The organism is Hydrogenophaga sp. (assembly GCF_030373245.1).
Classification (GTDB): domain Bacteria; phylum Pseudomonadota; class Gammaproteobacteria; order Burkholderiales; family Burkholderiaceae_C; genus Hydrogenophaga.
Genome location: NZ_JAUCZF010000001.1, coordinates 885,651 through 906,134, shown reverse-complemented (window position 1 = coordinate 906,134; position 20,484 = coordinate 885,651). Strand labels below are relative to the sequence as shown.

The 20,484-nt window shown below is 64.9% G+C and carries 27 protein-coding genes; 20 read left to right on the top strand and 7 right to left on the bottom strand.

Features of this window, described 5'->3' with window-relative positions:
* Positions 1 to 4: 4 nt before the first annotated feature.
* The 3 genes from tgt to QUV25_RS04315 form a co-directional block, all read right to left on the bottom strand.
* Complete coding sequence (gene tgt, locus QUV25_RS04325) at positions 5 to 1,171, bottom strand: tRNA guanosine(34) transglycosylase Tgt (RefSeq protein ID WP_300861572.1); 1,167 nt, start codon at positions 1,169 to 1,171, stop codon at positions 5 to 7.
* A gap of 33 nt (positions 1,172 to 1,204) precedes the next feature.
* Positions 1,205 to 1,606, bottom strand: coding sequence for a c-type cytochrome (locus QUV25_RS04320; protein ID WP_300861570.1), 402 nt, complete (start codon positions 1,604 to 1,606; stop codon positions 1,205 to 1,207).
* A gap of 97 nt (positions 1,607 to 1,703) precedes the next feature.
* On the bottom strand, positions 1,704 to 1,868 hold the full coding sequence (locus tag QUV25_RS04315) for a hypothetical protein (RefSeq protein WP_300861569.1): 165 nt from the start codon (positions 1,866 to 1,868) through the stop codon (positions 1,704 to 1,706).
* Positions 1,869 to 2,190: 322 nt separating this feature from the next.
* Here QUV25_RS04315 and QUV25_RS04310 point away from each other — a divergent pair, with 322 nt between their 5' ends.
* From QUV25_RS04310 to QUV25_RS04300, 3 genes are read left to right on the top strand one after another with little or no spacing between them, the layout of a single operon-like run.
* On the top strand, positions 2,191 to 3,513 hold the full coding sequence (locus QUV25_RS04310) for an aromatic ring-hydroxylating dioxygenase subunit alpha (protein ID WP_300861567.1): 1,323 nt from the start codon (positions 2,191 to 2,193) through the stop codon (positions 3,511 to 3,513).
* The gene (locus QUV25_RS04305) at positions 3,510 to 4,001 is read left to right on the top strand and encodes an aromatic-ring-hydroxylating dioxygenase subunit beta (protein ID WP_300861565.1); all 492 of its coding nucleotides are present in this window, start codon (positions 3,510 to 3,512) and stop codon (positions 3,999 to 4,001) included. The genes QUV25_RS04310 and QUV25_RS04305 overlap by 4 nt, the downstream gene beginning before the upstream one ends.
* Before the next feature lie 2 nt (positions 4,002 to 4,003).
* Positions 4,004 to 4,315 carry a non-heme iron oxygenase ferredoxin subunit gene (locus QUV25_RS04300; protein ID WP_300861563.1) on the top strand — a complete coding sequence of 104 codons (312 nt, stop codon included), beginning with the start codon at positions 4,004 to 4,006 and terminating at the stop codon, positions 4,313 to 4,315.
* A 13-nt stretch (positions 4,316 to 4,328) separates the two neighbouring features.
* Here QUV25_RS04300 and QUV25_RS04295 read toward each other — a convergent pair whose 3' ends face one another.
* Complete coding sequence (locus QUV25_RS04295) at positions 4,329 to 4,709, bottom strand: PaaI family thioesterase (RefSeq protein WP_300862029.1); 381 nt, start codon at positions 4,707 to 4,709, stop codon at positions 4,329 to 4,331.
* 116 nt (positions 4,710 to 4,825) lie between these two features.
* Here QUV25_RS04295 and QUV25_RS04290 point away from each other — a divergent pair, with 116 nt between their 5' ends.
* Positions 4,826 to 5,242 carry a MerR family DNA-binding transcriptional regulator gene (locus QUV25_RS04290; RefSeq protein WP_300861561.1) on the top strand — a complete coding sequence of 139 codons (417 nt, stop codon included), beginning with the start codon at positions 4,826 to 4,828 and terminating at the stop codon, positions 5,240 to 5,242.
* Here QUV25_RS04290 and queA read toward each other — a convergent pair.
* Positions 5,239 to 6,426 carry a tRNA preQ1(34) S-adenosylmethionine ribosyltransferase-isomerase QueA gene (gene queA / locus QUV25_RS04285; RefSeq protein ID WP_300861560.1) on the bottom strand — a complete coding sequence of 396 codons (1,188 nt, stop codon included), beginning with the start codon at positions 6,424 to 6,426 and terminating at the stop codon, positions 5,239 to 5,241. The two genes, QUV25_RS04290 and queA, sit on opposite strands and share 4 nt — an antisense overlap.
* A gap of 70 nt (positions 6,427 to 6,496) precedes the next feature.
* A complete protein-coding gene (locus QUV25_RS04280; protein ID WP_300861556.1) occupies positions 6,497 to 7,117 on the bottom strand; it encodes a flavin reductase family protein in 621 nt (206 codons plus the stop codon).
* A gap of 61 nt (positions 7,118 to 7,178) precedes the next feature.
* Between QUV25_RS04280 and recG the strand changes: the two genes are divergently transcribed.
* The 4 genes from recG to QUV25_RS04260 all read left to right on the top strand — a co-directional run bounded on the left by recG (position 7,179) and on the right by QUV25_RS04260 (position 12,113).
* Positions 7,179 to 9,401: an ATP-dependent DNA helicase RecG gene (gene recG, locus QUV25_RS04275; RefSeq protein ID WP_300861555.1), complete on the top strand. Its 2,223-nt coding sequence runs from the start codon at positions 7,179 to 7,181 to the stop codon at positions 9,399 to 9,401.
* Between the two features lie 50 nt (positions 9,402 to 9,451).
* Positions 9,452 to 10,411, top strand: a complete 960-nt coding sequence (locus tag QUV25_RS04270; protein WP_300861554.1) for a hydrogen peroxide-inducible genes activator — start codon at positions 9,452 to 9,454, stop codon at positions 10,409 to 10,411.
* A gap of 131 nt (positions 10,412 to 10,542) precedes the next feature.
* On the top strand, positions 10,543 to 11,469 hold the full coding sequence (locus QUV25_RS04265) for a 4-hydroxybenzoate octaprenyltransferase (protein ID WP_300861552.1): 927 nt from the start codon (positions 10,543 to 10,545) through the stop codon (positions 11,467 to 11,469).
* Positions 11,470 to 11,657: 188 nt separating this feature from the next.
* Complete coding sequence (locus tag QUV25_RS04260) at positions 11,658 to 12,113, top strand: hypothetical protein (RefSeq protein WP_300861550.1); 456 nt, start codon at positions 11,658 to 11,660, stop codon at positions 12,111 to 12,113.
* Positions 12,114 to 12,131: 18 nt separating this feature from the next.
* Here QUV25_RS04260 and proC read toward each other — a convergent pair whose 3' ends face one another.
* The gene (gene proC / locus QUV25_RS04255; protein ID WP_300861548.1) at positions 12,132 to 12,962 is read right to left on the bottom strand and encodes a pyrroline-5-carboxylate reductase; all 831 of its coding nucleotides are present in this window, start codon (positions 12,960 to 12,962) and stop codon (positions 12,132 to 12,134) included.
* Between the two features lie 76 nt (positions 12,963 to 13,038).
* On the opposite strand from proC, the gene glpK reads away from it, so the two are divergent.
* The 12 genes from glpK (at position 13,039) to rplO (ending at position 20,461) form a co-directional block, all read left to right on the top strand.
* On the top strand, positions 13,039 to 14,571 hold the full coding sequence (gene glpK / locus QUV25_RS04250; RefSeq protein WP_300861546.1) for a glycerol kinase GlpK: 1,533 nt from the start codon (positions 13,039 to 13,041) through the stop codon (positions 14,569 to 14,571).
* Positions 14,572 to 14,642: 71 nt separating this feature from the next.
* Entirely contained in the window at positions 14,643 to 16,190 is a 1,548-nt protein-coding gene (locus QUV25_RS04245; protein WP_366945631.1) for a glycerol-3-phosphate dehydrogenase/oxidase, read from the top strand.
* 189 nt (positions 16,191 to 16,379) lie between these two features.
* Positions 16,380 to 16,748 (top strand): 50S ribosomal protein L14, encoded by a 369-nt coding sequence (rplN, locus tag QUV25_RS04240; protein WP_300861544.1) that lies wholly within the window; start codon positions 16,380 to 16,382, stop codon positions 16,746 to 16,748.
* Positions 16,749 to 16,758: 10 nt separating this feature from the next.
* Entirely contained in the window at positions 16,759 to 17,079 is a 321-nt protein-coding gene (gene rplX, locus QUV25_RS04235; RefSeq protein ID WP_291014718.1) for a 50S ribosomal protein L24, read from the top strand.
* 2 nt (positions 17,080 to 17,081) lie between these two features.
* The gene (gene rplE / locus QUV25_RS04230; RefSeq protein WP_291014719.1) at positions 17,082 to 17,621 is read left to right on the top strand and encodes a 50S ribosomal protein L5; all 540 of its coding nucleotides are present in this window, start codon (positions 17,082 to 17,084) and stop codon (positions 17,619 to 17,621) included.
* Between the two features lie 8 nt (positions 17,622 to 17,629).
* Positions 17,630 to 17,935, top strand: a complete 306-nt coding sequence (rpsN, locus tag QUV25_RS04225; protein WP_300861542.1) for a 30S ribosomal protein S14 — start codon at positions 17,630 to 17,632, stop codon at positions 17,933 to 17,935.
* Positions 17,936 to 17,953: 18 nt separating this feature from the next.
* Positions 17,954 to 18,349: a 30S ribosomal protein S8 gene (gene rpsH, locus QUV25_RS04220; RefSeq protein ID WP_300861541.1), complete on the top strand. Its 396-nt coding sequence runs from the start codon at positions 17,954 to 17,956 to the stop codon at positions 18,347 to 18,349.
* A gap of 23 nt (positions 18,350 to 18,372) precedes the next feature.
* Positions 18,373 to 18,906 (top strand): 50S ribosomal protein L6, encoded by a 534-nt coding sequence (rplF, locus tag QUV25_RS04215; protein WP_300861540.1) that lies wholly within the window; start codon positions 18,373 to 18,375, stop codon positions 18,904 to 18,906.
* A 9-nt stretch (positions 18,907 to 18,915) separates the two neighbouring features.
* The gene (rplR, locus tag QUV25_RS04210; RefSeq protein ID WP_300861539.1) at positions 18,916 to 19,281 is read left to right on the top strand and encodes a 50S ribosomal protein L18; all 366 of its coding nucleotides are present in this window, start codon (positions 18,916 to 18,918) and stop codon (positions 19,279 to 19,281) included.
* A gap of 18 nt (positions 19,282 to 19,299) precedes the next feature.
* On the top strand, positions 19,300 to 19,818 hold the full coding sequence (gene rpsE / locus QUV25_RS04205; RefSeq protein WP_300861537.1) for a 30S ribosomal protein S5: 519 nt from the start codon (positions 19,300 to 19,302) through the stop codon (positions 19,816 to 19,818).
* Positions 19,819 to 19,829: 11 nt separating this feature from the next.
* Positions 19,830 to 20,012 (top strand): 50S ribosomal protein L30, encoded by a 183-nt coding sequence (gene rpmD / locus QUV25_RS04200; RefSeq protein WP_056268982.1) that lies wholly within the window; start codon positions 19,830 to 19,832, stop codon positions 20,010 to 20,012.
* 14 nt (positions 20,013 to 20,026) lie between these two features.
* Positions 20,027 to 20,461, top strand: a complete 435-nt coding sequence (gene rplO / locus QUV25_RS04195) for a 50S ribosomal protein L15 (RefSeq protein WP_300861536.1) — start codon at positions 20,027 to 20,029, stop codon at positions 20,459 to 20,461.
* Positions 20,462 to 20,484: the final 23 nt, after the last annotated feature.

Genomic DNA, 20,484 nt, shown 5'->3' with positions numbered 1-20,484 from the left:
AAGGTCAAACGCCGCGCGCGCGGTCGGCCTTGAACTGCTGGCGAAAGGCCTCGAAGCGCCCCGCGTCCAGCGCTTCGCGCACCTCGCGCATGAGGTTCAGGTAGTAATGCAGGTTGTGGATGGTGGCCAGCATGGGGCCGAGCATCTCGCCGCAGCGGTCCAGGTGGTGCAGGTAGGCACGGCTGAAACCTTCGCGTCCGCCCGTGTCCCAGCTCACGCCGCTCTTGCCGGCGCAGGCATGGCAGGTGCAGGTGGTGTCCAGCGGCTGGTGGTCGGTCTTGTGGCGCGCGTTGCGGATCTTCAGGTCGCCAAAGCGTGTGAACAGCGTGCCGTTGCGCGCGTTGCGCGTGGGCATGACGCAGTCGAACATGTCCACGCCGTCGGCCACGCCCTGCACCAGGTCCTCGGGCGTGCCCACGCCCATCAGGTAACGCGGCTTGTGGGCCGGTAGGCGGTGCGGCGTGTGCGCCATGATCTGCAGCATCTGTTCTTTGGGCTCGCCCACGCTCACGCCGCCGATGGCGTAGCCGGGGAAGTCCATCTCCACCAGCGCTTCCAGCGACTCCTGGCGCAGGTGCTCGAACATGCCGCCCTGCACGATCCCGAACAGCGCATTGGGGTTTTCCAGCCGCGCGAATTCGTCTTTGGAGCGCACCGCCCAGCGGCGGCTCATCTCCATGCTCTTGCGGGCTTCGGCCTCCGTGGTCAGGTGGCCGTTGGTCTCGTAGGGCGTGCACTCGTCGAGCTGCATGACGATGTCGCTGTTGAGCCCGGTCTGGATCTGCATGCTGACCTCGGGCGACATGAAGAGCTTGTCGCCGTTGACGGGAGAAGCGAAGTGCACGCCTTCTTCAGTGATCTTGCGCATCGCGCCCAGGCTCCAAACCTGGAAGCCCCCCGAATCCGTGAGGATGGGTTTGTGCCACTGCTCGAAGGCGTGCAGGCCGCCGAAGCTGGCCATGACCTCGCGGCCGGGCCGCATCCAGAGGTGGAAGGTGTTGCCCAGGATGATCTGGGCGCCCATGTCGTGCAGGCTTTGCGGCATCACGCCCTTGACAGTGCCGTAGGTGCCCACGGGCATGAAGATGGGCGTTTCCACCACGCCGTGGTTGAGCGTGAGGCGGCCGCGGCGGGCGTGGCCGTCGATCTTGAGAACTTCGAACTGGAGCATGGGCGCGATTGTCGCCCAGCCCTTGCCGGGTTTTCAGTTCGGCAGGTCCAGCGCCAGGATCCAAGTCACCAGCCGCGCCGCTTCGACCTCGGAGATGGACGAGCGGTGTGAGGGCATGAACTCGCCGCTGACTTGGCCGCTCCAGTGACTTTCGTAGGCGGTGGAGCGGCTGGCTTCGGGGCTTGAGCCGGTCATGATCTTGGTCGTGAGTGTTTGTTGCGCGCCCTTGACGCTCTTGTAGCGGCGCGCCAGATCGCGCCACGCCGGACCCACCGGCAGGGCACCCAGAGCACCCGAGGGCTGGCCGTCGATGGCGTGACAGGCCAGACAGCCGTGATCCTGAGCGATCGTGAGCACCGTGACCGCGTCATCGGCGAATGCGATACCTGGCGCCCAGGCCAATGTCAGCAGGCAGGCGCTGAGAAGCAATTTCATGGGTGGGACCTGGCGATGCACAGGCTGATCAGCCTAGCAGCCCATCGCCCGGGCGGCTTGATTCACGTCAAGCACCCCGGGCTACCGGCAACCGAAATCAGTTGTTCGGGATGGCGGGCGGCGTGCTGACGCTGTTTTCGCTGGACGCACTGTAAAGCGCATCGGGCGCGCGGTCGGAGCTGTGCCAGCCCCAAGCCATCAACAGGGCCAGGCTCAAGGACAGCAACAAAGCCAGACCAAGCCGCACAAACACTTCAATCAATTCAATACCTCTTACATGGAGAAAAATCCCCATCCATTGTCTTGTCCACGCCCTGCTGGGTCGATCAAAGTGAGGCTGAAGGTGTTACAAAATCCTGCAAATGCGGGCCAATCACATGGCAGTGTGGTGTTTTGTGCAACGCTGCGGGCAGTGAATCACGGCATCTTCTCGGCCTGTCTGGGCGGACATGGCTCGACGCTTGCCTTGGAGTAGAGCGACTGGTATTTGCGGAACTGATATCGCGTATTGCCGCAAGTCGATTGTGGGATGGGTGGGGGCAAGCCATGATGGGCGTCTGGCACGCTCAACAAGGAGACCCGTGATGACTTCCGCCACTGCCTGCCCGTCCGAACCCTTGCTCTGGGAATCCGGCGGCACCAGCCGCATCCCGTTTGCGGTCTACACCGACGCCCAGCGCCATCAGCGTGAGCTGGAGAGGTTCTTCTACCGGGGCCACTGGTGTTATGTGGGGCTGGAGGCCGAGATTCCGAACCCGGGCGATTTCAAGCGCACGGTGGTGGGCGAGCGCTCGGTGATCATGACGCGCGCCGCCGACGGCGCCATTCATGTGCTGGAGAACGTTTGCGCGCACCGCGGCATGCGCTTTTGCCGCAAGCGCCAGGGCAACCAGACCGAGTTCGTCTGCCCTTACCATCAGTGGAGCTACGCGCCCAATGGCGACTTGCAAGGCGTGCCCTTTCGCCGTGGCGTGCGCCAGGGTGGCAAAGTCAACGGAGGCATGCCCGCGGACTTCGACCCCAAGGACCACGCGCTCACCAAACTCAAGGTAGCGTCGCGCGGCGGCGTGGTGTTCGCTTCGTTCGACCACGCCGTGGAGTCGCTCGAAGACTTCATGGGGCCGACCATCCTGGCCTACTTCGACCGGCTGTTCAACGGCCGCGATCTCACCCTGTTGGGCTACAACCGCCAGCGCATCCCGGGCAACTGGAAGCTGATGCAGGAGAACATCAAGGACCCGTACCACCCCGGTCTGTTGCACACCTGGTTTGTCACCTTCGGTCTCTGGCGCGCCGACAACCAGAGCGAGCTGCGCATGGATCGCCACCACCGTCACGCCGCCATGATCTCCACACGCGGCAGCATGGGCGAGGCCAGCGGCGGCGCGGCGCAGGTCACGCAGGTGTCCAGCTTCAAGGACAAGATGCAGCTGGAGGACCCGCGCTTTCTGGACATCGTGCCAGAGCCGTGGTGGCAGATGGGCGAAAAGATGCCGACGGCGGTGATGACCACGCTGTTCCCCAGTGTGGTCCTTCAGCAGCAGGTCAACAGCGTGTCCACCCGCCACATCCAGCCCGACGGCCACGGCGCGTTTGACTTTGTCTGGACCCATTTCGGCTTCGCCGATGACACGCCCGAGATGACCGAGCGAAGACTGCGTCAGTCCAACCTGTTCGGTCCGGCCGGTTTCGTGAGCGCTGACGATGGCGAGGTCATCGAGTTTTCGCAGCAGGCGTTCGAGAGCAAGCCGCAACACCGTGCACTCGCCGAACTTGGTGGCCGCGAGGTGGGCGACACCGACCACATGGTCACCGAAACGCTGATCCGCGGCATGTACCGCTACTGGCGTGAGGTGATGGAAGCGCCCGAGCCAGTCTCAGATAGCCCATCGGAGACGAAGTCATGAGTGGGCTTCCCGCGCTGGATTTCGGCACCTTTCAGCAACTGCAACAGCTTTATGCCGACTACGCGCTGGCGGTCGACAGCGGCGACTGGGACCTGTGGCCAACCTTCTTCACCGAGCGCTGCGTCTACAAGCTGCAGCCGCGCGAAAACTTCGAGCGCGGCTTTCCACTGGCCACGCTGGCGTTCGACAGCAAGGCCATGCTGCGAGACCGTGTTTACGGCATCAAGGAAACGCTGTTCCACGACCCGTACTACCAGCGTCATGTGGTGGGTGCGCCGGTGCTGCGCCGCATCGACGATGCCGGCGACCTGCACTGCGAAGCCAACTACGCCGTGTTCCGCACCAAGCTCGACGGACCCAGCACGGTGTACAACGTGGGCCGTTACATCGACACCGTGGTGCACACACCCGCCGGCCTGAAGTTTGCGCAGCGGCTGTGCATTTACGACAGTGAGATGATTCCCAACGCCATCATTTACCCCATCTGAACATGAGCAACTGGACCGACGTGGCCGCCGAGGCCGATCTGTTTGAAGGCGCCGGCATCGCCGTTGAGCCCGAGGGGCAAGACATCGTGCTGTTCTCGGTCGACGGCGAAGTGTTCGCCACCGACAACCAGTGCACCCATGGCCTGGCCAAGCTGTGCGACGGTTTTGTGGAAGGCCACTTCGTCGAATGCCCGTTTCACCAGGGCGTGTTCGACGTGCGCACCGGCGCCTGCGCTGGCGGCCCGGTCACAGAGCCGGTCAGGAGCTGGCCGGTGAAGGTCGAAGGCGGACGGGTGTACCTCGACCTGGGTTGAGCGCGGCGCATGTTCAGGCCAGCGGCAGGTGATTGCGCGCAGTCGCCAGCAGGGTGGCGCAATGCACCTGCCGTCTTTCGTCAACCGCGTGCACCTCGGCCGAGCACACGCTCAGCTGTTGGCCATGACTCACCACGCGACCGATCGCCCGCAGGTGCGTGCCGCGCGCGGGGGCAAAAAGCTTGATGGTGCCATCCACGGTGGTGTTGAAGCCGCCGTCCGGCAGCAGCGTAGCCGCTGCGCCCACCGCGGCGAAGTCGGCGATGGCATACATGGCGGTTGCCTGCAGCTGGCCCTCCCGAAAACACAGCGAAGGCAGGATCGGCATTTCAAGCTCCACCTGACCGGGCGCCAGCTGGACAAATCGCAGCTGCAAGGTGCGGGCGATGGGCATGGCAAGAATCGCATCACGTATCTGGTTGAGATCGGTCACGGAAAGCTCCTGGCAGTGGTTGGTAGGCTGCTAGGCTAGCGAAGCTCGCATTGCGCGAGGTTCGCCAAACTGGAGCCATGAAGATCGCCGAACTTGCCCAACGCTCAGGCGTATCGATTCACCGCCTGCGGCGCTACGAATCGCAAGGTCTGCTGAAAGCTCGCCGCTCACCATCGGGACACCGGGAGTTCGAGAGCAGTGCAGTGCGTGAGGCGATCTTCATCGCCATGGGGCGCGACCTGGGATTCCCGCTGGATCGACTGGCCGAGGTGTTGCCGCTTTACCGAACGGGACGGCTGACCTACGACGACATGACGTCGTTCATGCGCGAGCGCATCGAGGAAGTGGATACGCAGATAGCGGCGCTGCGCGCACTGCGCCGCCGATTGGTCCAGCACATAGGTTGGCTGTTGCGACGCCAGAAAGCCGCGCTGCAGCGGACAACTTCCAGCAGTCCTTTCTTGGCCGCAGCACGATCGAAGCGACGGCGCTAGGCGCCTGAGGTTCTTTTCAGCAGCATCGAGTCGCCGTAGCTGAAGAAGCGGTAGCGCTGCCTGACGGCGTGCGCATACAGCGCCATCACCCGCTCGTGGCCGGCGAAGGCGCTAACCAGCATCATCAGCGTGCTCTTGGGGAGGTGGAAATTGGTCACCAGCAGATCCACCACCTTGAAGTCAAAGCCTGGGGTGATGAAAATATTGGTGTCGCCCGAGGTGTCGCCGCTGCGGGCCCAGCTCTCCAGCGTGCGCACCGTGGTCGTGCCGACTGCCACCACGCGACCACCGCGCGCGCGGCAGGCGGCGATGGCGCGCAGCGTTTCGGGCGGGATGGCGTAGCGCTCGTGGTGCATCACGTGTTCGCTGATGCGCTCGGTCTTCATGGGTGCGAAGGTGCCAGCGCCCACGTGCAGGGTGACGCTGGCGCGCTGCACGCCGCGCGCATCCAGGGCGGCGAGCACGGCTTCATCAAAATGCAGCGCGGCGGTCGGCGCGGCCACAGCGCCTGGCACGCGTGCAAACACGGTCTGGTAGCGGCGTTCGTCGTCGGCGTCGTCGGCGTGGGTGATGTAGGGCGGCAGCGGCACATGGCCGTGCTGGGCCATCAGGTCGTAGGGCGTTTCATCGGCTGGCGGGAGCAGGCGCAGGCGAAACAGCTGGCCATTGGCATCTGGCCAGCGGCCGAGAAACTGTGCATCAAATCCACCGCCTTGTAGACCGCCGGCCATATGCAGCCAGCCACCGGGCTGTGGCTTCTTGCTTACCCGCAGGTGACCCACCACTTCGTTGGCGCTGCCGTCCAGTGCTTCCTGAGGCAGCAGCACGCGCTCGATCAGCAGTTCCAGCTTGCCGCCAGGCGCTTGACCGGCGCCGGGCCGCCCCAAGCCGGTCGAGGTCCCCTGGGGGAGACGCTGCGGATGCAGCGTCAGGGGGGACGCTTTTCTGCCGAACAGGCGCGCCTTCACCACCTGCGTGTCGTTGAACACCAGCAGGTCGCCGGGGTTCAGCAGCGCGGATAGGTCACGAAAGACGCGGTCCACAAGCTCGTGGCCACTGGCATCGAGCAGGCGTGAGGCGCTGCGCTCGGGCGCAGGGTGCTGGGCAATGAGCTCAGGTGGGAGGGAAAAATCGAAGTCCGCAACGGTGAAGCTGCGCGCCCCGGCAGGCGGTGAATCGGTCATGTGCTTGAGGGCCGGACGGACCCGTTCCAAGGTGATTGAAGGCGCCGATTGTGGCAGACGCCGCAGAGGCTCAACGCGGTCGGAACATGCGAAACAACTGCTCCGGGCCGATGGTGAAGTAGTCGGCTGGCCCGCCGCCCCGCAGCACGTGACCGGCGTTGGCGGTGTCGTACACGCCGTCCTTGAGCAGACGCTGGGCGATGTGCACGCCCACCACCTCGCCCAGCACCAGCCAGCTGTCGATGGCCACGCCAGCGGCCGAGCTCAGCCGCACGATCTGCGACACGCGGCACTCGAAGGTGACCGGACTTTGCTGGACACGGGGCACGCCCACGATGCGCGATGGCTCGGGGGTGAGGCCAGCCAGCGCAAACTCGTCCACTTCGGGTCCTACCGCTGCGCAGGTCTGGTTCATGGCCTCGGCCAGCTCGCGCGTGACCAGGTTCCACACGAACTCGCCGGTGGATTCGGCGTTGCGCACCGAGTCCTTCTGGCCGATGCTGCAAAAGCCCACGATGGGCGGCACATAGTTGAAGGCGTTGAAAAAGCTGTAGGGTGCGAGGTTGAGTACGCCGTCGGCCGCTCGGGTCGACACCCAGCCGATGGGTCTGGGGCCGACGATGGCATTGAACGGATCGTGCGGCAGGCCGTGGCCTTGGGCGGGTTCGTAGAAGTGGGTGGATTCTTTCATGGTGTCGCCATGCTAGCCCTGCGCTGGCGCCTGCGCTGTCACCGCCGGGCACAATGCGTCCATGCCCGCCCAGCCAGATGTCTCGACCAGCGGCAAGCGCGCCGCGGCTGCGCTCTCCGCCCCCCAGAAGGCCTTGCGCAAACTCGGCCTCGTGCGCGACATCGACCTGGCGCTGCACCTGCCGCTGCGCTACGAGGACGAAACCCGCATCGTTCGCATGAGCGAGGCGCGCGAGGGTGAGGTGGTGCAGGTCGAAGGCACGGTCTCCCACAACGAAGTGAGCTTTCGACCACGGCGCCAGTTGCAGGTGACGCTGGACGACGGCAGCGACACCTGCACCCTGCGCTTTTTCAACTTTTTTCCTTCGCAGCAGAAAGCGCTGGCGGTGGGCGCGCGCATCCGTGTGCGTGGTGAGATCCGGGGCGGCTTCATGGGCCGCACCATGATGCACCCGGCCTTTCACACGGCCGGTGGCGAGCTGCCCGATGCGCTCACCCCGGTCTATCCCACCAGCGCGCAATTGCCCCAGGCCTATCTGCGCAAAGCGGTGGCCAGCGGCCTGAAGCGCGCCGACCTGTCCGAGACCCTGCCGCCCGAGTTGCTGCGCGGGCTGAAGGACGTGGTGCGCAATGTCGAAGGACCGCTGTTCACGCTGCGAGATGCGCTTCATTACCTGCACCACCCTGGTCCTGATGTGTCGATGGCGGCGCTCGAAGACCGCAGCCACCCGGCCTGGCAGCGCCTCAAGGCCGAGGAGCTGCTGGCGCAGCAGCTCTCTCAGCTCACCGCCAAGCGCGAACGCGATGCGCTGCGTGCACCCTCTCTGGCCACACGGCCCGAAGGCTTGCATGAGCAACTGCTGGCGGCCTTGCCGTTTGCGCTCACCAATGCGCAGCGCCGCGTGGGTCATGAGATCGCGCAAGACCTGGCGCGCCCGGTGCCCATGCACCGCCTGCTGCAGGGCGACGTGGGATCAGGCAAGACGGTGGTGGCAGCGTTGGCCGCAGCGATTGCCATCGACAGCGGCTGGCAGTGCGCCCTCATGGCGCCCACCGAAATCCTTGCCGAACAGCACTTCGCCAAGCTGATCGGCTGGCTGGAGCCACTGCTCTCGCCGCTGGGCAAGCGCGTCGCCTGGCTCACTGGCAGTCAGAAGAAAAAGCAGCGCACCGAGATGCTGGCGCTGATCGCTTCCGGCGAGGCGGCACTGGTGGTGGGTACGCACGCCGTGATCCAGGACCAGGTGCAGTTCCAGAATCTGGCGCTGGCCATCATCGACGAGCAGCATCGGTTTGGTGTGGCGCAGCGGCTGGCGCTGCGTTCGAAAATGGGGCCAGTCACCGGCGAGGGAGCCTTAAGGCCAGAACGCGGTGGATCAGGCTTCGCCAGTCCGCACGCGTTGCACCTTGAGGCGCGAAGCGGCGACGCGAAGCGCACAAGCGAAGGGGGGGAGCCCCATCTCTTGATGATGACCGCCACGCCGATTCCAAGAACCTTGGCCATGAGCTACTACGCCGACCTGGATGTGTCGACCATCGATGAGCTACCTCCCGGGCGCACGCCGATCGTCACCAAGGTGATGGCTGACCATCGGCGCGACGAGGTGATTGCCCGCATTGGCGCGCAGGTGGCCGAAGGGCGACAGGTGTATTGGGTGTGTCCCTTGATCGAAGAAAGCGAGGCGTTGGATTTGTCGAACGCCACGCAAACCCACGCCGATCTCAGCGCCGCATTGCCCGGCGTGCTGGTCGGTCTGCTGCATTCGCGCATGAGCTCGCCTGAGAAGAAAGCGGTGATGGAGCTGTTCAAGGCTGGGCAAATGGGCGTGCTGGTGTCGACCACGGTGATCGAGGTCGGTGTGGACGTGCCCAACGCCTCGCTGATGGTGATTGAGCACGCCGAGCGTTTTGGCCTGAGCCAGCTGCACCAGCTGCGCGGCCGCGTCGGCCGCGGCGCTGCGGCCTCGGCCTGCGTGCTGCTCTACACCCCGCCCGATGGCGGGCGCCTGGGCGAGACCGCGCGCGAGCGCCTGAAGGCCATGGCCGAGACCAACGACGGCTTCGAGATCGCCCGCCGCGACCTGGAGATACGAGGCCCGGGCGAATTTCTGGGCGCTCGCCAGTCCGGCGCCGCCATGCTGCGCTTCGCCGACCTCGCCACCGACGGCCACCTGCTGGCCTGGGCGCGCGAGGCCGCCGAGCAGATGCTCAGCCAGCACCCCACCGCCGCCGAGCGCCACATCGCCCGCTGGCACGGCACCAAGGCCGAATTCCTGAAAGCATGAAGTGCCCCCCCGCGACGGCGAAGCCGGCGCGGGGGGAGCAAAATAGCTTTATGACCCTGACCGAACTCAAGTACATCGTCGCCGTGGCGCGCGAGCGCCACTTCGGCAAGGCGGCCGAGGCCTGCTTTGTCTCGCAACCCACGCTCTCGGTGGCCATCAAAAAGCTCGAAGAGGAGCTGGAGCTCAAGATCTTCGAGCGCAATGCCAGCGAGATCGCGGTGACGCCGCTGGGCGAAGAGATCGTGCGTCAGGCGCAAACCGTGCTGGAGCAGGCCGCAGCCATCAAGGAAATCGCCAAGCGCGGGAAAGATCCACTGGCCGGGCCGCTCAAGCTGGGCGTGATCTACACCATCGGCCCTTATCTGCTGCCGAATCTGGTGCGTCAGGTCATCGAGCGCACGCCGCAGATGCCGTTGATGCTGCAAGAAAATTTCACCGTCAAGCTGCTGGAGCAGCTGCGCCTTGGCGAGATCGACTGCGCCATCCTGGCGGAGCCGTTTCCCGACACCAACCTCGCGATTGCGCCGCTGTATGACGAGCCCTTTCTGGCCGCCGTGCCGGTGCAGCACCCGCTGGCCAGCCAGGCCACCATCACCTCGGAACAACTCAAGCGCGAGACCATGCTGCTGCTGGGCACGGGCCACTGTTTTCGAGACCATGTGCTGGAGGTCTGCCCCGAGTTCGCCCGCTTCTCCAACGACACCGAAGGCATCCGCAAGAGCTTTGAGGGCTCCTCGCTGGAGACCATCAAGCACATGGTGGCCGCAGGCATGGGCGTCACTCTCGTGCCGCGCCTGTCGGTGCCCAATTCGGCGCTCGATGGCAGCCCGGCCTCGGTGCAGGACTTTGGCGATTCGTCGTTCGTGCGCTACCTGCCGTTCGACGGCTCGCCACCCACGCGCCGCGTGGTGCTGGCCTGGCGCCGCAGCTTCACCCGCTACGAAGCCATCGCCGAGTTGCGCAACGCCATCTACGCCTGCGAATTGCCTGGCGTGAAGCGGCTTTCTTGAGATCCCCCCTGCGCCGCTTTGCGTCTTACCCCGAGGGGGACCACACCTGCAGCCTGGCTGAGCCGATTCTGCGGTGTGCTGGATTGTCGGGCGTGCCTACCTGAGCTGAGTCCTGCCGTGTTTTTCTCTTCATGTCGCGACTGAATCTTTATCTGGACCTGATCCGCTGGAACCGGCCCGCCGGCTGGTTGCTGCTGCTGTGGCCTTCGCTCGCTGCCCTGTGGGTGGCAGCGGACGGCTTCCCGGGCTGGCATTTGCTGATCGTGTTCACGCTGGGCACCATCCTCATGCGCAGCGCGGGTTGCTGCGTGAACGACGTCGCCGATCGCGAGTTCGACAAACACGTCAAGCGCACCGCGCAACGCCCCGTGACCAGCGGGCGTGTGGCCGTCAAGGAGGCGCTGGGCGTGGGCGCGGTGCTGGCGCTGGTCGCCTTCCTGCTGGTGCTCACCACCGATCTGGCGGCCATCGTGTGGTCGTTCGCCGGACTGGTGCTGGCCCTGGTCTATCCCTACGCCAAACGCCTGGTGTCCATGCCGCAGGCGGTGCTGGGGGTTGCGTTCAGCTTTGGCATTCCCATGGCGTTTGCCGCGGTCAACGGCGGTCCCATGTGGGAGCTGTTTGGAGCCACCAGCCCCTGGGAAGCAAGCGGCTTCTGGTGGGGTGTGTGGCACAGCGTGCCACCACTGGCGTGGCTGCTGATGGCGGGCAACCTGTTCTGGGTGCTGGCCTACGACACCGAATACGCCATGGTCGACCGCGACGACGACCTGCGCATCGGCATGAAGACATCGGCAATCACGCTGGGCGACGCCGACGTGCCCGCCGTCACCGCCTTCTACCTGGTGTTCCTGGCGGTCTGGACTGGCGTGTTGTGGGGGCAGGTGAACCCGGCCGTGTGGGGCGCCATGTTGGTGGTGGCGCTGGGCCAGGTGGTGTGGCACTGGCGGCTGATCAAGGACCGCACGCGCGATGGCTGCTTCAAAGCCTTCCGGCTCAATCACTGGTTGGGATTCACGGTGTTCCTCGGTGTGGTGGCGGGGATTGGCTTGCGCTGACCGCAGACCGAACCTTGCGCGGTTAATCTGATCGCTCGAAAAGTTGCCCGATCAGGACTGCCATGTTTTTTCCACTTTTCTCCGCGCGATCACGTCCTCAACGCCCTGGCGCTCTTTGTGTCGCCTCGCTGCTGAGTGCCTTGTCGCTGGTAGCGCAGGCCGCGCCGGCTTGTGTGCAGGAGGTTTCGATGGTCTTCATCGAAAGCGCTCCGCGCGATCGCTTCGAGATCCGCAACGACTCGTCGGCCGGGCAGCGCATCCAGAGGCTGACGCTCGATCTGTCGCCGTCGGCTGGGAAGTTGATTTTTGACACCATCGAAGGCGGCACGGGTGTGGAGGTGTTCCAGCCGTTTCGCGTCGAGAGTGGGGAGGCCAGGTTCAGGGGCTCGCCGGTGATTCAGGACGGCAGCGAGCGCCTGACGCTGGATTTCACCCGTTTCGAGCCTGGTCAGCGGTTTGTTTTTTCGATTGACGTCGACGATCAGCTGAACGCATCAGACCTGGGTCAGATCCGTGTTTCGGGGCGTGAGATGGAGGGCGCCCTGCTGAACGCCGTCTTCGGTCCGTCCGGCGGCGCCGGCGCCGAGCTGCAAGCCCGGGTAGATGGGAACAACCGCGCGCGGGCGAAAGCGGCCTGCCCCTGAGCTGGGGCGCGAGCCGCTTCAGCCGCCGAACTCCCGCCCCAGCTCGGCCGCGCGCTGTTCAGCAGCTTGCATGGCGGCGATGAAGCGTTGTTTCATCCCGCTGGCTTCCATCGACGTGATAGCCGCATAGGTGGTGCCGCCCTTGGACGTGACGCGTTCGCGCAGCGTCTGCAGCGGGTCGGTCGAGCGCTGGGCCAGGGTGGCCGCGCCGATGAAGGTGCCGATGGCCAGCTGCTGCGCCACCTCGGGCGCCAGGCCCATGCGGGTGCCCGCGTCGCGCATCGCCTCAAGGAAATAGAACACGTAGGCCGGGCCGGAGCCTGAGAGGGCGGTGACGGCGTCGAGGTCCGATTCGACGTTGACCCAGACCAGTTCGCCGGTGGTGCGCACCACGCGCTCGACCAGGGCCTTCTCGTCGTTGCTCACGGCAGCTCGTGCCATCAGGCCAGTCATGCCCAGGCCCACCAGCGCCGGGGTGTTGGGCATGGCGCGCACGATGCGATCGCTGCCCAGCCAGGTGGCGATGCTCTCGCTGGTGATGCCGGCGGCCACGCTCAGGTGCAGCGCCTGTGACACGAAAGGCGCGCTGGACAGGGCCGCGTCCTTGAAAGTTTGCGGCTTCACGGCCCAGACGACCAGCTCGGCCGGCTTCAGCGCTTCGCTGGCCTCAGGCAACACCGATACGCCAGGAAACTGCTGCGCCAGCCGGGCGCGCTGCTCGTCCCAGGGCTCAACCACCTGCAGGGCGCTGGCAAGGTGGCCCTGGCGCAGGAGGCCACCGATGATGGCGCTGGCCATGTTGCCGCCACCGATGAAGCCGATCTGAGGAGGTGAGGTGGGGGAAGTCATGCGGCGGTGTCCTGTGAAGCTCAGTGGCGTGCGCTGGCGCCGATGATGAATGGCCAGCTTGCGGTATCTTCGCAGAATGACTGGTTTCCGCTCCTCCGACTGCGTGCTGGCACTTGACCAGGGCACCACGAGTTCGCGCGCCATCCTGTTCGATCGCGCCGGTCAAGTGCTCGGCGTCTCGCAGCAGACCTTTGCCCAACACTTCCCGCAGCCTGGCTGGGTCGAACACGACGCCCGCGAGATCTGGGCGACGCAGCGGGCGGTGGCCAGAGCCGTGCTGAGCGAGCAGGGCGTGGCGCCGCAGCAGGTGGCTTGCATCGGGATCACCAACCAGCGCGAAACCACCGTGCTGTGGGACCGGCGCACCGGCGAGCCGGTCGGTCCTGCCCTCGTCTGGCAAGACCGCCGCACCGCTGTGCAATGCGATGCTTTGCGCGCCGCTGGTCACACCGCGGACATCCAGCAGCGCACCGGCCTGGTGATCGATGCCTATTTCTCGGCCACGAAGCTGGCCTGGTTGCTCGACGCCCTGCCCGGTGTTCGGGATCGGGCTGCGCGCGGCGAACTGGCCTTTGGCACGGTGGACAGCTGGCTGGTCTGGAAGCTCACCGGTGGCCGGGTGCACGCAACCGACCCGAGCAACGCCAGTCGCACCCAGCTGTTCAACATCCAAACCCAGCAGTGGGACCCTGCTTTGCTGGAGCTGTTCAACATCCCGGCGTCGGTGCTGCCGCAGGTGGTGCCCAGCAGCGGCGTGCTGGGTGAGACCGACGCCGATTTCCTTGGTGCCGCCATCCCGATCGCAGGCATCGCCGGCGACCAGCAGGCCGCGACCTTCGGGCAGGCTTGCCACCAGCCGGGCATGGCGAAAAATACTTACGGCACCGGCTGCTTCATGCTGATGAACGCGGGCAGCCAGGCCGTGTCCTCTCGCCACCGCCTGCTCACCACCGTGGGCTGGACGCTGGGCCAGGGTGCGCCCATCTATTGCCTCGAAGGCTCGGTGTTCATGGCGGGCGCCACGGTGCAGTGGCTGCGAGACGGCCTGCAGATCATCGACCGGGCATCGGATGTTGAAGCCCTGGCCGCCAGCGTCGATGACACCGGTGACGTTTGTCTGGTGCCGGCCTTCGCCGGCCTGGGGGCGCCACACTGGGACGGCCACGCCCGCGCTGTGCTCGTGGGCATGACCCGTGGCACCGGACGCGCCCACATCGCCCGTGCCGCACTGGAGGCCATTGCCCTGCAGAGCGCCGAGGTGTTCGCTGCCATGGTTGCTGACGCGGGTCTGCCGCTGCGCGAGCTGCGCGTCGACGGTGGTGCCAGCGCTAACAACCTGCTGATGCAGCTGCAAGCCGACGTGCTCGGCGTGCCGGTGGTGCGCCCTCGGGTCACCGAAACCACCGCCCTCGGTGCGGCCTTTCTGGCGGGCCTGGCCACCGGCGTCTGGCAGGACAACGCCGAAATTGCCGCCCTGTGGCAGGTGGACCGCGTGTTTGAACCCGCCTGGTCGGCTGATCAGCGCCAAGCCAAGCGCGCACGCTGGGACCAGGCTGTGCAGCGCAGCGCCGGCTGGGCGGCACCTGCCAGCGAAGAGTCCGCGCTTTGACGGCCGATGCCTTGAGCACCGAGCCGGGAAGCGTCAGGGCGCGAGCCTTTGCGCGACTGCGTCAGCCGGTCGTGTGGGACCTGGCTGTGGTTGGTGGCGGTGCCACCGGCCTGGGCGTGGCGCTGGACGCGGCCTTGCGCGGGTTTTCGGTGGTGCTGCTCGAATCGCACGACTTTGCCGGCGGTACCTCGTCGCGCTCCACCAAGCTGCTGCATGGCGGCGTGCGCTACCTGGCCCAGGGCAATGTGGCCCTGGTGCGCGAGGCACTGGCCGAACGCGCCACCGTGTTGCGCATCGCGCCCCACCTGGCGCAGCCGCTGCCTTTCGTGATGCCGTCCTACAGCTGGTGGCAGACGCCGTTTTACGGCATCGGCCTCAAGCTGTACGACCTGATGGCTGGCCGCGCCGGCCTCGGCCGAACCGAGTTCCTGAGCCGCGCTGAGACGCTGGCGGCACTGCCGGGATTGCAGCCCTTGCATCTGCACGGAGGCGTCAAGTACTGGGACGGTCAGTTCGACGACGCGCGCCTGGCCCTGGCACTCGCTCGCAGCGCCGAGGCGGCCGGGGCGCTGGTGATCAACCACGCCGACGTCACCGGGCTGCGCGCGTCTGAGGCCGACGCACAGGGCGCCGTCACCGAACTGGATGTGAGGGATCGCTTCACTCAGGCCGCCCATCGGGTCACGGCACGGTGCGTGATCAACGCCACCGGTGTCTGGGTGGACCATTTGCGCAACCAGGTGCTGAGCGCCCAGACAGCAGGATCCGCGGCGCGCATGGTCAGCCCGAGTCAGGGCGTTCACCTGGTTGTCGATCGCGAATTCATGCCCGGGCACCACGCGCTGCTGGTGCCCAAGACACAAGATGGCCGGGTGCTATTTGCCGTGCCCTGGCTCGGCAAGCTCATCCTGGGCACCACCGATACCCCGCGCCAGGATTTGTCTCGCGAGCCCGACGCTTTTGCCGAAGAGCTGGATTTCATCCTGAGCGAATCGGCCCGTGTCCTCACGCGCCCCTTGACGCCGGCTGACGTTCGCAGCGTCTGGGTCGGCCTGCGTCCACTGGTCGCGCCACCCCAGAGCGCTGATGGTGCAACCAAGACCATCTCGCGCGAGCACACGATCGTGGTCGACGCCCCAGGTCTGGTCACCGTGACCGGCGGCAAATGGACCACCTACCGAGCCATGGCCGAAGAGGTCCTCAACCGATGCTTCGAGGCAGGCCTGCTGCCCAAGCGTCCGCCCGCCGATACCGCGCACCACCAGCTGGTGGGGGCGCCTGCGCTAGGTTCGACCGCCACGCCGATTCACGCCGCGCCCGGGCTGCACCTGTATGGCAGTGACGCGGGCGCGGTGCTGGCCTGCCCAGGCGCCGGACGCCTGCTGGCTCCGGGGTTGAGCGAGGCGATGGTTCGGTTTGCGGTGCGATTCGAATACGCCCAAACGGTGGATGACCTGCTGGCCCGCCGCACCCGATTGCTGTTTCTGGATGCCCGCGCCGCCGCCGCCGCCGCCCCTGAAGTGGCCAGTATCCTGGCCGAGGAGGGCGCCGCCGACCCGTCGGTCGACGCCTTTTTGCTTTTGTGCCAGCGCTATCTGCCCCCTGGCCAGACCATTTGAGCGCCACAGGTGTTGACGGCCGCTTGCGGCAGTGACATAATTAGCGGCTTCGCCCGAAATGGCGAGGATTCTCTGCCCACCGACGTGGGTGCCCAAGGGTGCAATGCCCGGGTGCCTGCAACGACGGGCCCAAGACTGATCACTTCCGGCCACGGTGGCTGGACGGATTCAAGTTGGGACTACAAACAAATGATTCAAACGCAATCTCGACTCGATGTTGCTGACAACACGGGTGCGAAGTCCGTGATGTGCATCAAGGTGCTCGGCGGCTCCAAGCGCCGCTACGCCAGTGTGGGCGACGTGATCAAGGTCACCATCAAAGAAGCTGCGCCGCGCGGCCGCGTCAAAAAAGGCGAGGTCTACAGTGCTGTGGTGGTCCGCACCGCCAAAGGCATCCGCCGTCCCGACGGCGCCCTGATCAAATTCGACGGCAATGCTGCGGTGTTGCTCAATGCCAAGCTGGAGCCCATCGGCACCCGCATCTTCGGACCGGTCACGCGCGAACTGCGCACCGAGAAGTTCATGAAGATCGTGTCACTGGCCCCTGAGGTCCTTTGAGGAGTCCATCATGAACAAAATTCGCAGTGGCGATGAAGTCATCGTGATTGCCGGTCGCGACAAAGGCAAGCGCGGCAAGGTCGCGCAGCGCGTCGACGACAGCAAGCTGTTGGTTGATGGCGTGAACATCGTCAAGAAGCACGCAAAGCCCAACCCCATGAAGGGGATCACCGGCGGCATCATCGAAAAGACCATGCCGATTCACCAGTCCAACGTCGCCATTTTCAATGGCGTCACGGGCAAGGCCGACCGCGTCGGCATCAAGCTCCTGGCAGACGGCAAGAAAGTGCGCGTCTTCAAGTCCAGTGGCGAAGAAATCAAGGTGGCATAAAGATGACACGCCTGTACGAACAATTCCGCGACAAAATCGCGCCCGAGCTGGTGCAGAAGTTTGGCTACAAGTCGGTCATGCAAGTGCCACGCATCACCAAGATCACGCTCAACATGGGTGTGAGCGAGGCGGTGGCCGACAAGAAGGTCATGGACAACGCCGTTGGCGACCTGACCAAGATTGCTGGCCAGAAGCCTGTGGTCACCAAGGCCAAGAAGGCCATCGCGGGTTTCAAGATCCGCGAAGAGCAGCCTATCGGTTGCATGGTGACGCTGCGCGGCGCCCGAATGTACGAATTCCTCGATCGTTTCGTGACTGTGGCTCTGCCCCGCGTGCGTGACTTCCGGGGTATTTCGGGCAAGGCTTTTGACGGCCGTGGCAACTACAACATCGGCGTCAAAGAGCAGATCATTTTCCCTGAGATCGAGTACGACAAGGTGGATGCCTTGCGCGGCCTCAACATCAGCATCACGACGACCGCCAAGACTGATGAAGAGTGCAAAGCTCTTCTGGCTGGTTTCCGTTTCCCGTTCAAGAACTGAGGTGGCGCGTGGCTAAACAAGCACTACTCCAACGTGAACTCAAGCGCGAAAAGCTCGCGGCCAAGTTCGCGACGAAATACAAAGAGCTGCAAGCGGTCGCCAAGAGCGCCAAGCACAGCGACGAAGCGCGCGATGCCGCTCGCCAGGCACTGCAAAAATTGCCTCGCAACGCCAACCCGACCCGCCAGCGCAATCGCTGCGAGATCACCGGCCGTCCGCGTGGCACCTTTGCGCAGTTCGGCCTGGGCCGCGCCAAGATCCGCGAAATGGCGTTTGCCGGCGAGATCCCCGGTATCACCAAAGCCAGCTGGTAAGCACTAGGAGAACCACAAATGAGCATGAGTGATCCTATTGCCGACATGTTGACCCGCATCCGCAACGCGCAGATGGTCGAGAAGTCCACCGTGTCGATGCCGGCCTCCAAGGTCAAAGCCGCGATTGCCCAAGTCCTGAAGGATGAGGGTTACATCGACGGATTCCAGGTCAAGAGCGCTGACGGCAAGAATGAGCTGGAAATCGCCCTGAAATACTACGCCGGTCGCCCTGTGATCGAGCGCATCGAGCGCGTGAGCCGTCCCGGCCTGCGCGTCTACCGCGGGCGCAACGCCATCCCCGAGGTTCAGAACGGCCTGGGTGTGGCGATCGTCACGACGCCGCAGGGCGTGATGACGGACCGCAAGGCGCGCGCCACCGGTGTCGGTGGTGAAGTCCTGTGTTACGTCGCCTGATGCGCGCATTGAGGAGCTACTGAATGTCACGTATTGGAAAACAACCGGTCGCCGTGCCTGCAGGCGTGGAAGTGGCCTTGAAAGACGGCCTGGTCAATGTCAAAGGGTCGCTTGGCGCCTTGGCTTTGGCCATCAACCCCCTGGTCAAGGTGGAAAACAACGCCGGCACGTTGGTGTTTGCGCCGGCAGACGATTCGCGTCAGGCCAACGCCATGTCGGGCACCATGCGCCAGCTGGTGAACAACATGGTCAACGGTGTGAGCAAGGGCTTCGAGAAGAAGCTGACGCTGCTGGGCGTGGGCTACAAAGCCCAGGCGCAGGGTGCCAAACTCAACCTCACCGTGGGCTATTCGCACCCGGTGGTGATGGACATGCCGGCCGGTATCAAGGTGGAGACGCCGACGCCGACCGAGATCGTTATCAAGGGCGCTGACCGTCAGCGCGTGGGCCAGATCGCTTCCGAGGTGCGCGCTGTGCGCCCCCCCGAGCCCTACAAGGGCAAGGGCATCCGTTATGCGGATGAAAAGGTGACGATCAAGGAAACCAAGAAGAAGTAAGGACAGATCATGCTGACCAAAAAAGAGCAACGTCTGCGCCGCGCCCGCCAGACCCGCATCCGGATCGCCCAGCAGGGCGCCGTGCGCCTGGCCGTGAACCGCACCAATCTGCACATCTATGCCACCGTCATCTCCGACGACGGCACCCGTGTGCTCGCCTCTGCGTCGACCGCCGAAGCCGAAGTGCGTGCCCAGATCGGTGGTGCAGGCAAGGGTGGTAATACCGCCGCCGCTGCGCTGATCGGCAAGCGCATCGCCGAAAAGGCGAAGGCTGCCGGCATAGAGAAAGTCGCTTTCGATCGTTCGGGCTTTGCCTACCACGGTCGGGTCAAAGCCCTCGCAGACGCCGCGCGTGAAGCCGGCCTGCAGTTCTGATCGGACGGGACATACCAAATGGCAAAATTTACCGCAAACATCAAGAACGAAGCGAATGAGGATGGTCTTCGCGAGAAGATGATCGCGATCAACCGCGTGACCAAGGTGGTCAAGGGTGGTCGAATTCTCGGTTTCGCCGCATTGACCGTGGTCGGTGATGGCGATGGCCGCGTGGGCATGGGCAAGGGCAAGGCGCGTGAAGTGCCGGTGGCCGTGCAAAAGGCCATGGAAGCCGCTCGTCGCAACATGATCAAGGTTTCGCTGAAGAATGGCTCGCTGCATCACAGCGTGCACGGCGAGCACGGCGCATCCAATGTGATGATGCTCCCGGCCGCCAAGGGTACCGGCATCATTGCTGGCGGCCCGATGCGCGCGGTGTTCGAAGTGCTGGGCATCACCGACGTGGTGGCCAAGAGCCATGGTTCGAGCAACCCGTACAACCTGGTGCGGGCCACGCTGGACGCATTGAAGAACTCGACCACGCCAGCCGACGTCGCTGCCAAGCGCGGCAAGTCGGTTGAAGACATCCTGGGCTGATCGGAGCCATCATGACCACTCAAAATACCGTCAAGGTCCAACTGGTGCGCAGCCCCATTGGCACCAAGCAGTCTCACCGCGACACCGTGCGCGGCCTGGGTCTGCGCAAGCTCAACAGCACCAGCGAGCTGCAGGATACGCCTGCGGTGCGCGGCATGATCAACAAGATCAGCTATCTGGTCAAGGTTCTCTGATCGGAGACACAGACATGGAACTCAACACCATTCAGCCCGCCGCGGGCGCCAAGCATGCCAAACGCCGAGTCGGCCGTGGTATCGGCTCCGGCCTGGGCAAGACCGCTGGACGCGGTCACAAAGGCCAGAAGTCGCGTTCGGGTGGCTACCACAAGGTGGGCTTCGAAGGCGGCCAGATGCCGCTGCAACGTCGCTTGCCCAAGCGCGGCTTCAAATCGGCCCAGCTGCAGTTCAACGCCGAGGTTACCCTGGGCGACCTGAACAAGCTGGAAGCCTCTGAAGTGGATCTGCTCACGCTCAAGCAGGCGGGCCTTGTGTCTCAGCTCGCCAAGCGCGTCAAGGTTATCAAGACCGGTGAGATCACCCGCGCGGTGGTGCTGAAGAACGTCGGTGCAACCGCCGGTGCCAAGCAGGCCATTGAAGCGGCTGGCGGCTCACTGGCTGCCTGATCGAAACGGCTCAAAGGCTTTCT

Coding starts and splice junctions, on each gene's coding strand:
- rpmD (WP_056268982.1), top strand. CDS start 19,830: ATGACCACTCAAAATACCGTCAAGGTCCAACTGGTGCGCAGCCCCATT.
- glpK (WP_300861546.1), top strand. CDS start 13,039: ATGACTGGTTTCCGCTCCTCCGACTGCGTGCTGGCACTTGACCAGGGC.
- QUV25_RS04310 (WP_300861567.1), top strand. CDS start 2,191: ATGACTTCCGCCACTGCCTGCCCGTCCGAACCCTTGCTCTGGGAATCC.
- rplF (WP_300861540.1), top strand. CDS start 18,373: ATGTCACGTATTGGAAAACAACCGGTCGCCGTGCCTGCAGGCGTGGAA.
- rpsH (WP_300861541.1), top strand. CDS start 17,954: ATGAGCATGAGTGATCCTATTGCCGACATGTTGACCCGCATCCGCAAC.
- rplO (WP_300861536.1), top strand. CDS start 20,027: ATGGAACTCAACACCATTCAGCCCGCCGCGGGCGCCAAGCATGCCAAA.
- QUV25_RS04295 (WP_300862029.1), bottom strand. CDS start 4,709: ATGCCCATCGCCCGCACCTTGCAGCTGCGATTTGTCCAGCTGGCGCCC.
- QUV25_RS04305 (WP_300861565.1), top strand. CDS start 3,510: ATGAGTGGGCTTCCCGCGCTGGATTTCGGCACCTTTCAGCAACTGCAA.
- QUV25_RS04300 (WP_300861563.1), top strand. CDS start 4,004: ATGAGCAACTGGACCGACGTGGCCGCCGAGGCCGATCTGTTTGAAGGC.
- QUV25_RS04260 (WP_300861550.1), top strand. CDS start 11,658: ATGGTCTTCATCGAAAGCGCTCCGCGCGATCGCTTCGAGATCCGCAAC.
- queA (WP_300861560.1), bottom strand. CDS start 6,426: ATGACCGATTCACCGCCTGCCGGGGCGCGCAGCTTCACCGTTGCGGAC.
- proC (WP_300861548.1), bottom strand. CDS start 12,962: ATGACTTCCCCCACCTCACCTCCTCAGATCGGCTTCATCGGTGGCGGC.
- rplX (WP_291014718.1), top strand. CDS start 16,759: ATGAACAAAATTCGCAGTGGCGATGAAGTCATCGTGATTGCCGGTCGC.
- QUV25_RS04265 (WP_300861552.1), top strand. CDS start 10,543: ATGTCGCGACTGAATCTTTATCTGGACCTGATCCGCTGGAACCGGCCC.
- QUV25_RS04280 (WP_300861556.1), bottom strand. CDS start 7,117: ATGAAAGAATCCACCCACTTCTACGAACCCGCCCAAGGCCACGGCCTG.
- QUV25_RS04270 (WP_300861554.1), top strand. CDS start 9,452: ATGACCCTGACCGAACTCAAGTACATCGTCGCCGTGGCGCGCGAGCGC.
- QUV25_RS04320 (WP_300861570.1), bottom strand. CDS start 1,606: ATGAAATTGCTTCTCAGCGCCTGCCTGCTGACATTGGCCTGGGCGCCA.
- rpsE (WP_300861537.1), top strand. CDS start 19,300: ATGGCAAAATTTACCGCAAACATCAAGAACGAAGCGAATGAGGATGGT.
- rplE (WP_291014719.1), top strand. CDS start 17,082: ATGACACGCCTGTACGAACAATTCCGCGACAAAATCGCGCCCGAGCTG.
- rplR (WP_300861539.1), top strand. CDS start 18,916: ATGCTGACCAAAAAAGAGCAACGTCTGCGCCGCGCCCGCCAGACCCGC.
- QUV25_RS04290 (WP_300861561.1), top strand. CDS start 4,826: ATGAAGATCGCCGAACTTGCCCAACGCTCAGGCGTATCGATTCACCGC.
- tgt (WP_300861572.1), bottom strand. CDS start 1,171: ATGCTCCAGTTCGAAGTTCTCAAGATCGACGGCCACGCCCGCCGCGGC.
- recG (WP_300861555.1), top strand. CDS start 7,179: ATGCCCGCCCAGCCAGATGTCTCGACCAGCGGCAAGCGCGCCGCGGCT.
- rplN (WP_300861544.1), top strand. CDS start 16,380: ATGATTCAAACGCAATCTCGACTCGATGTTGCTGACAACACGGGTGCG.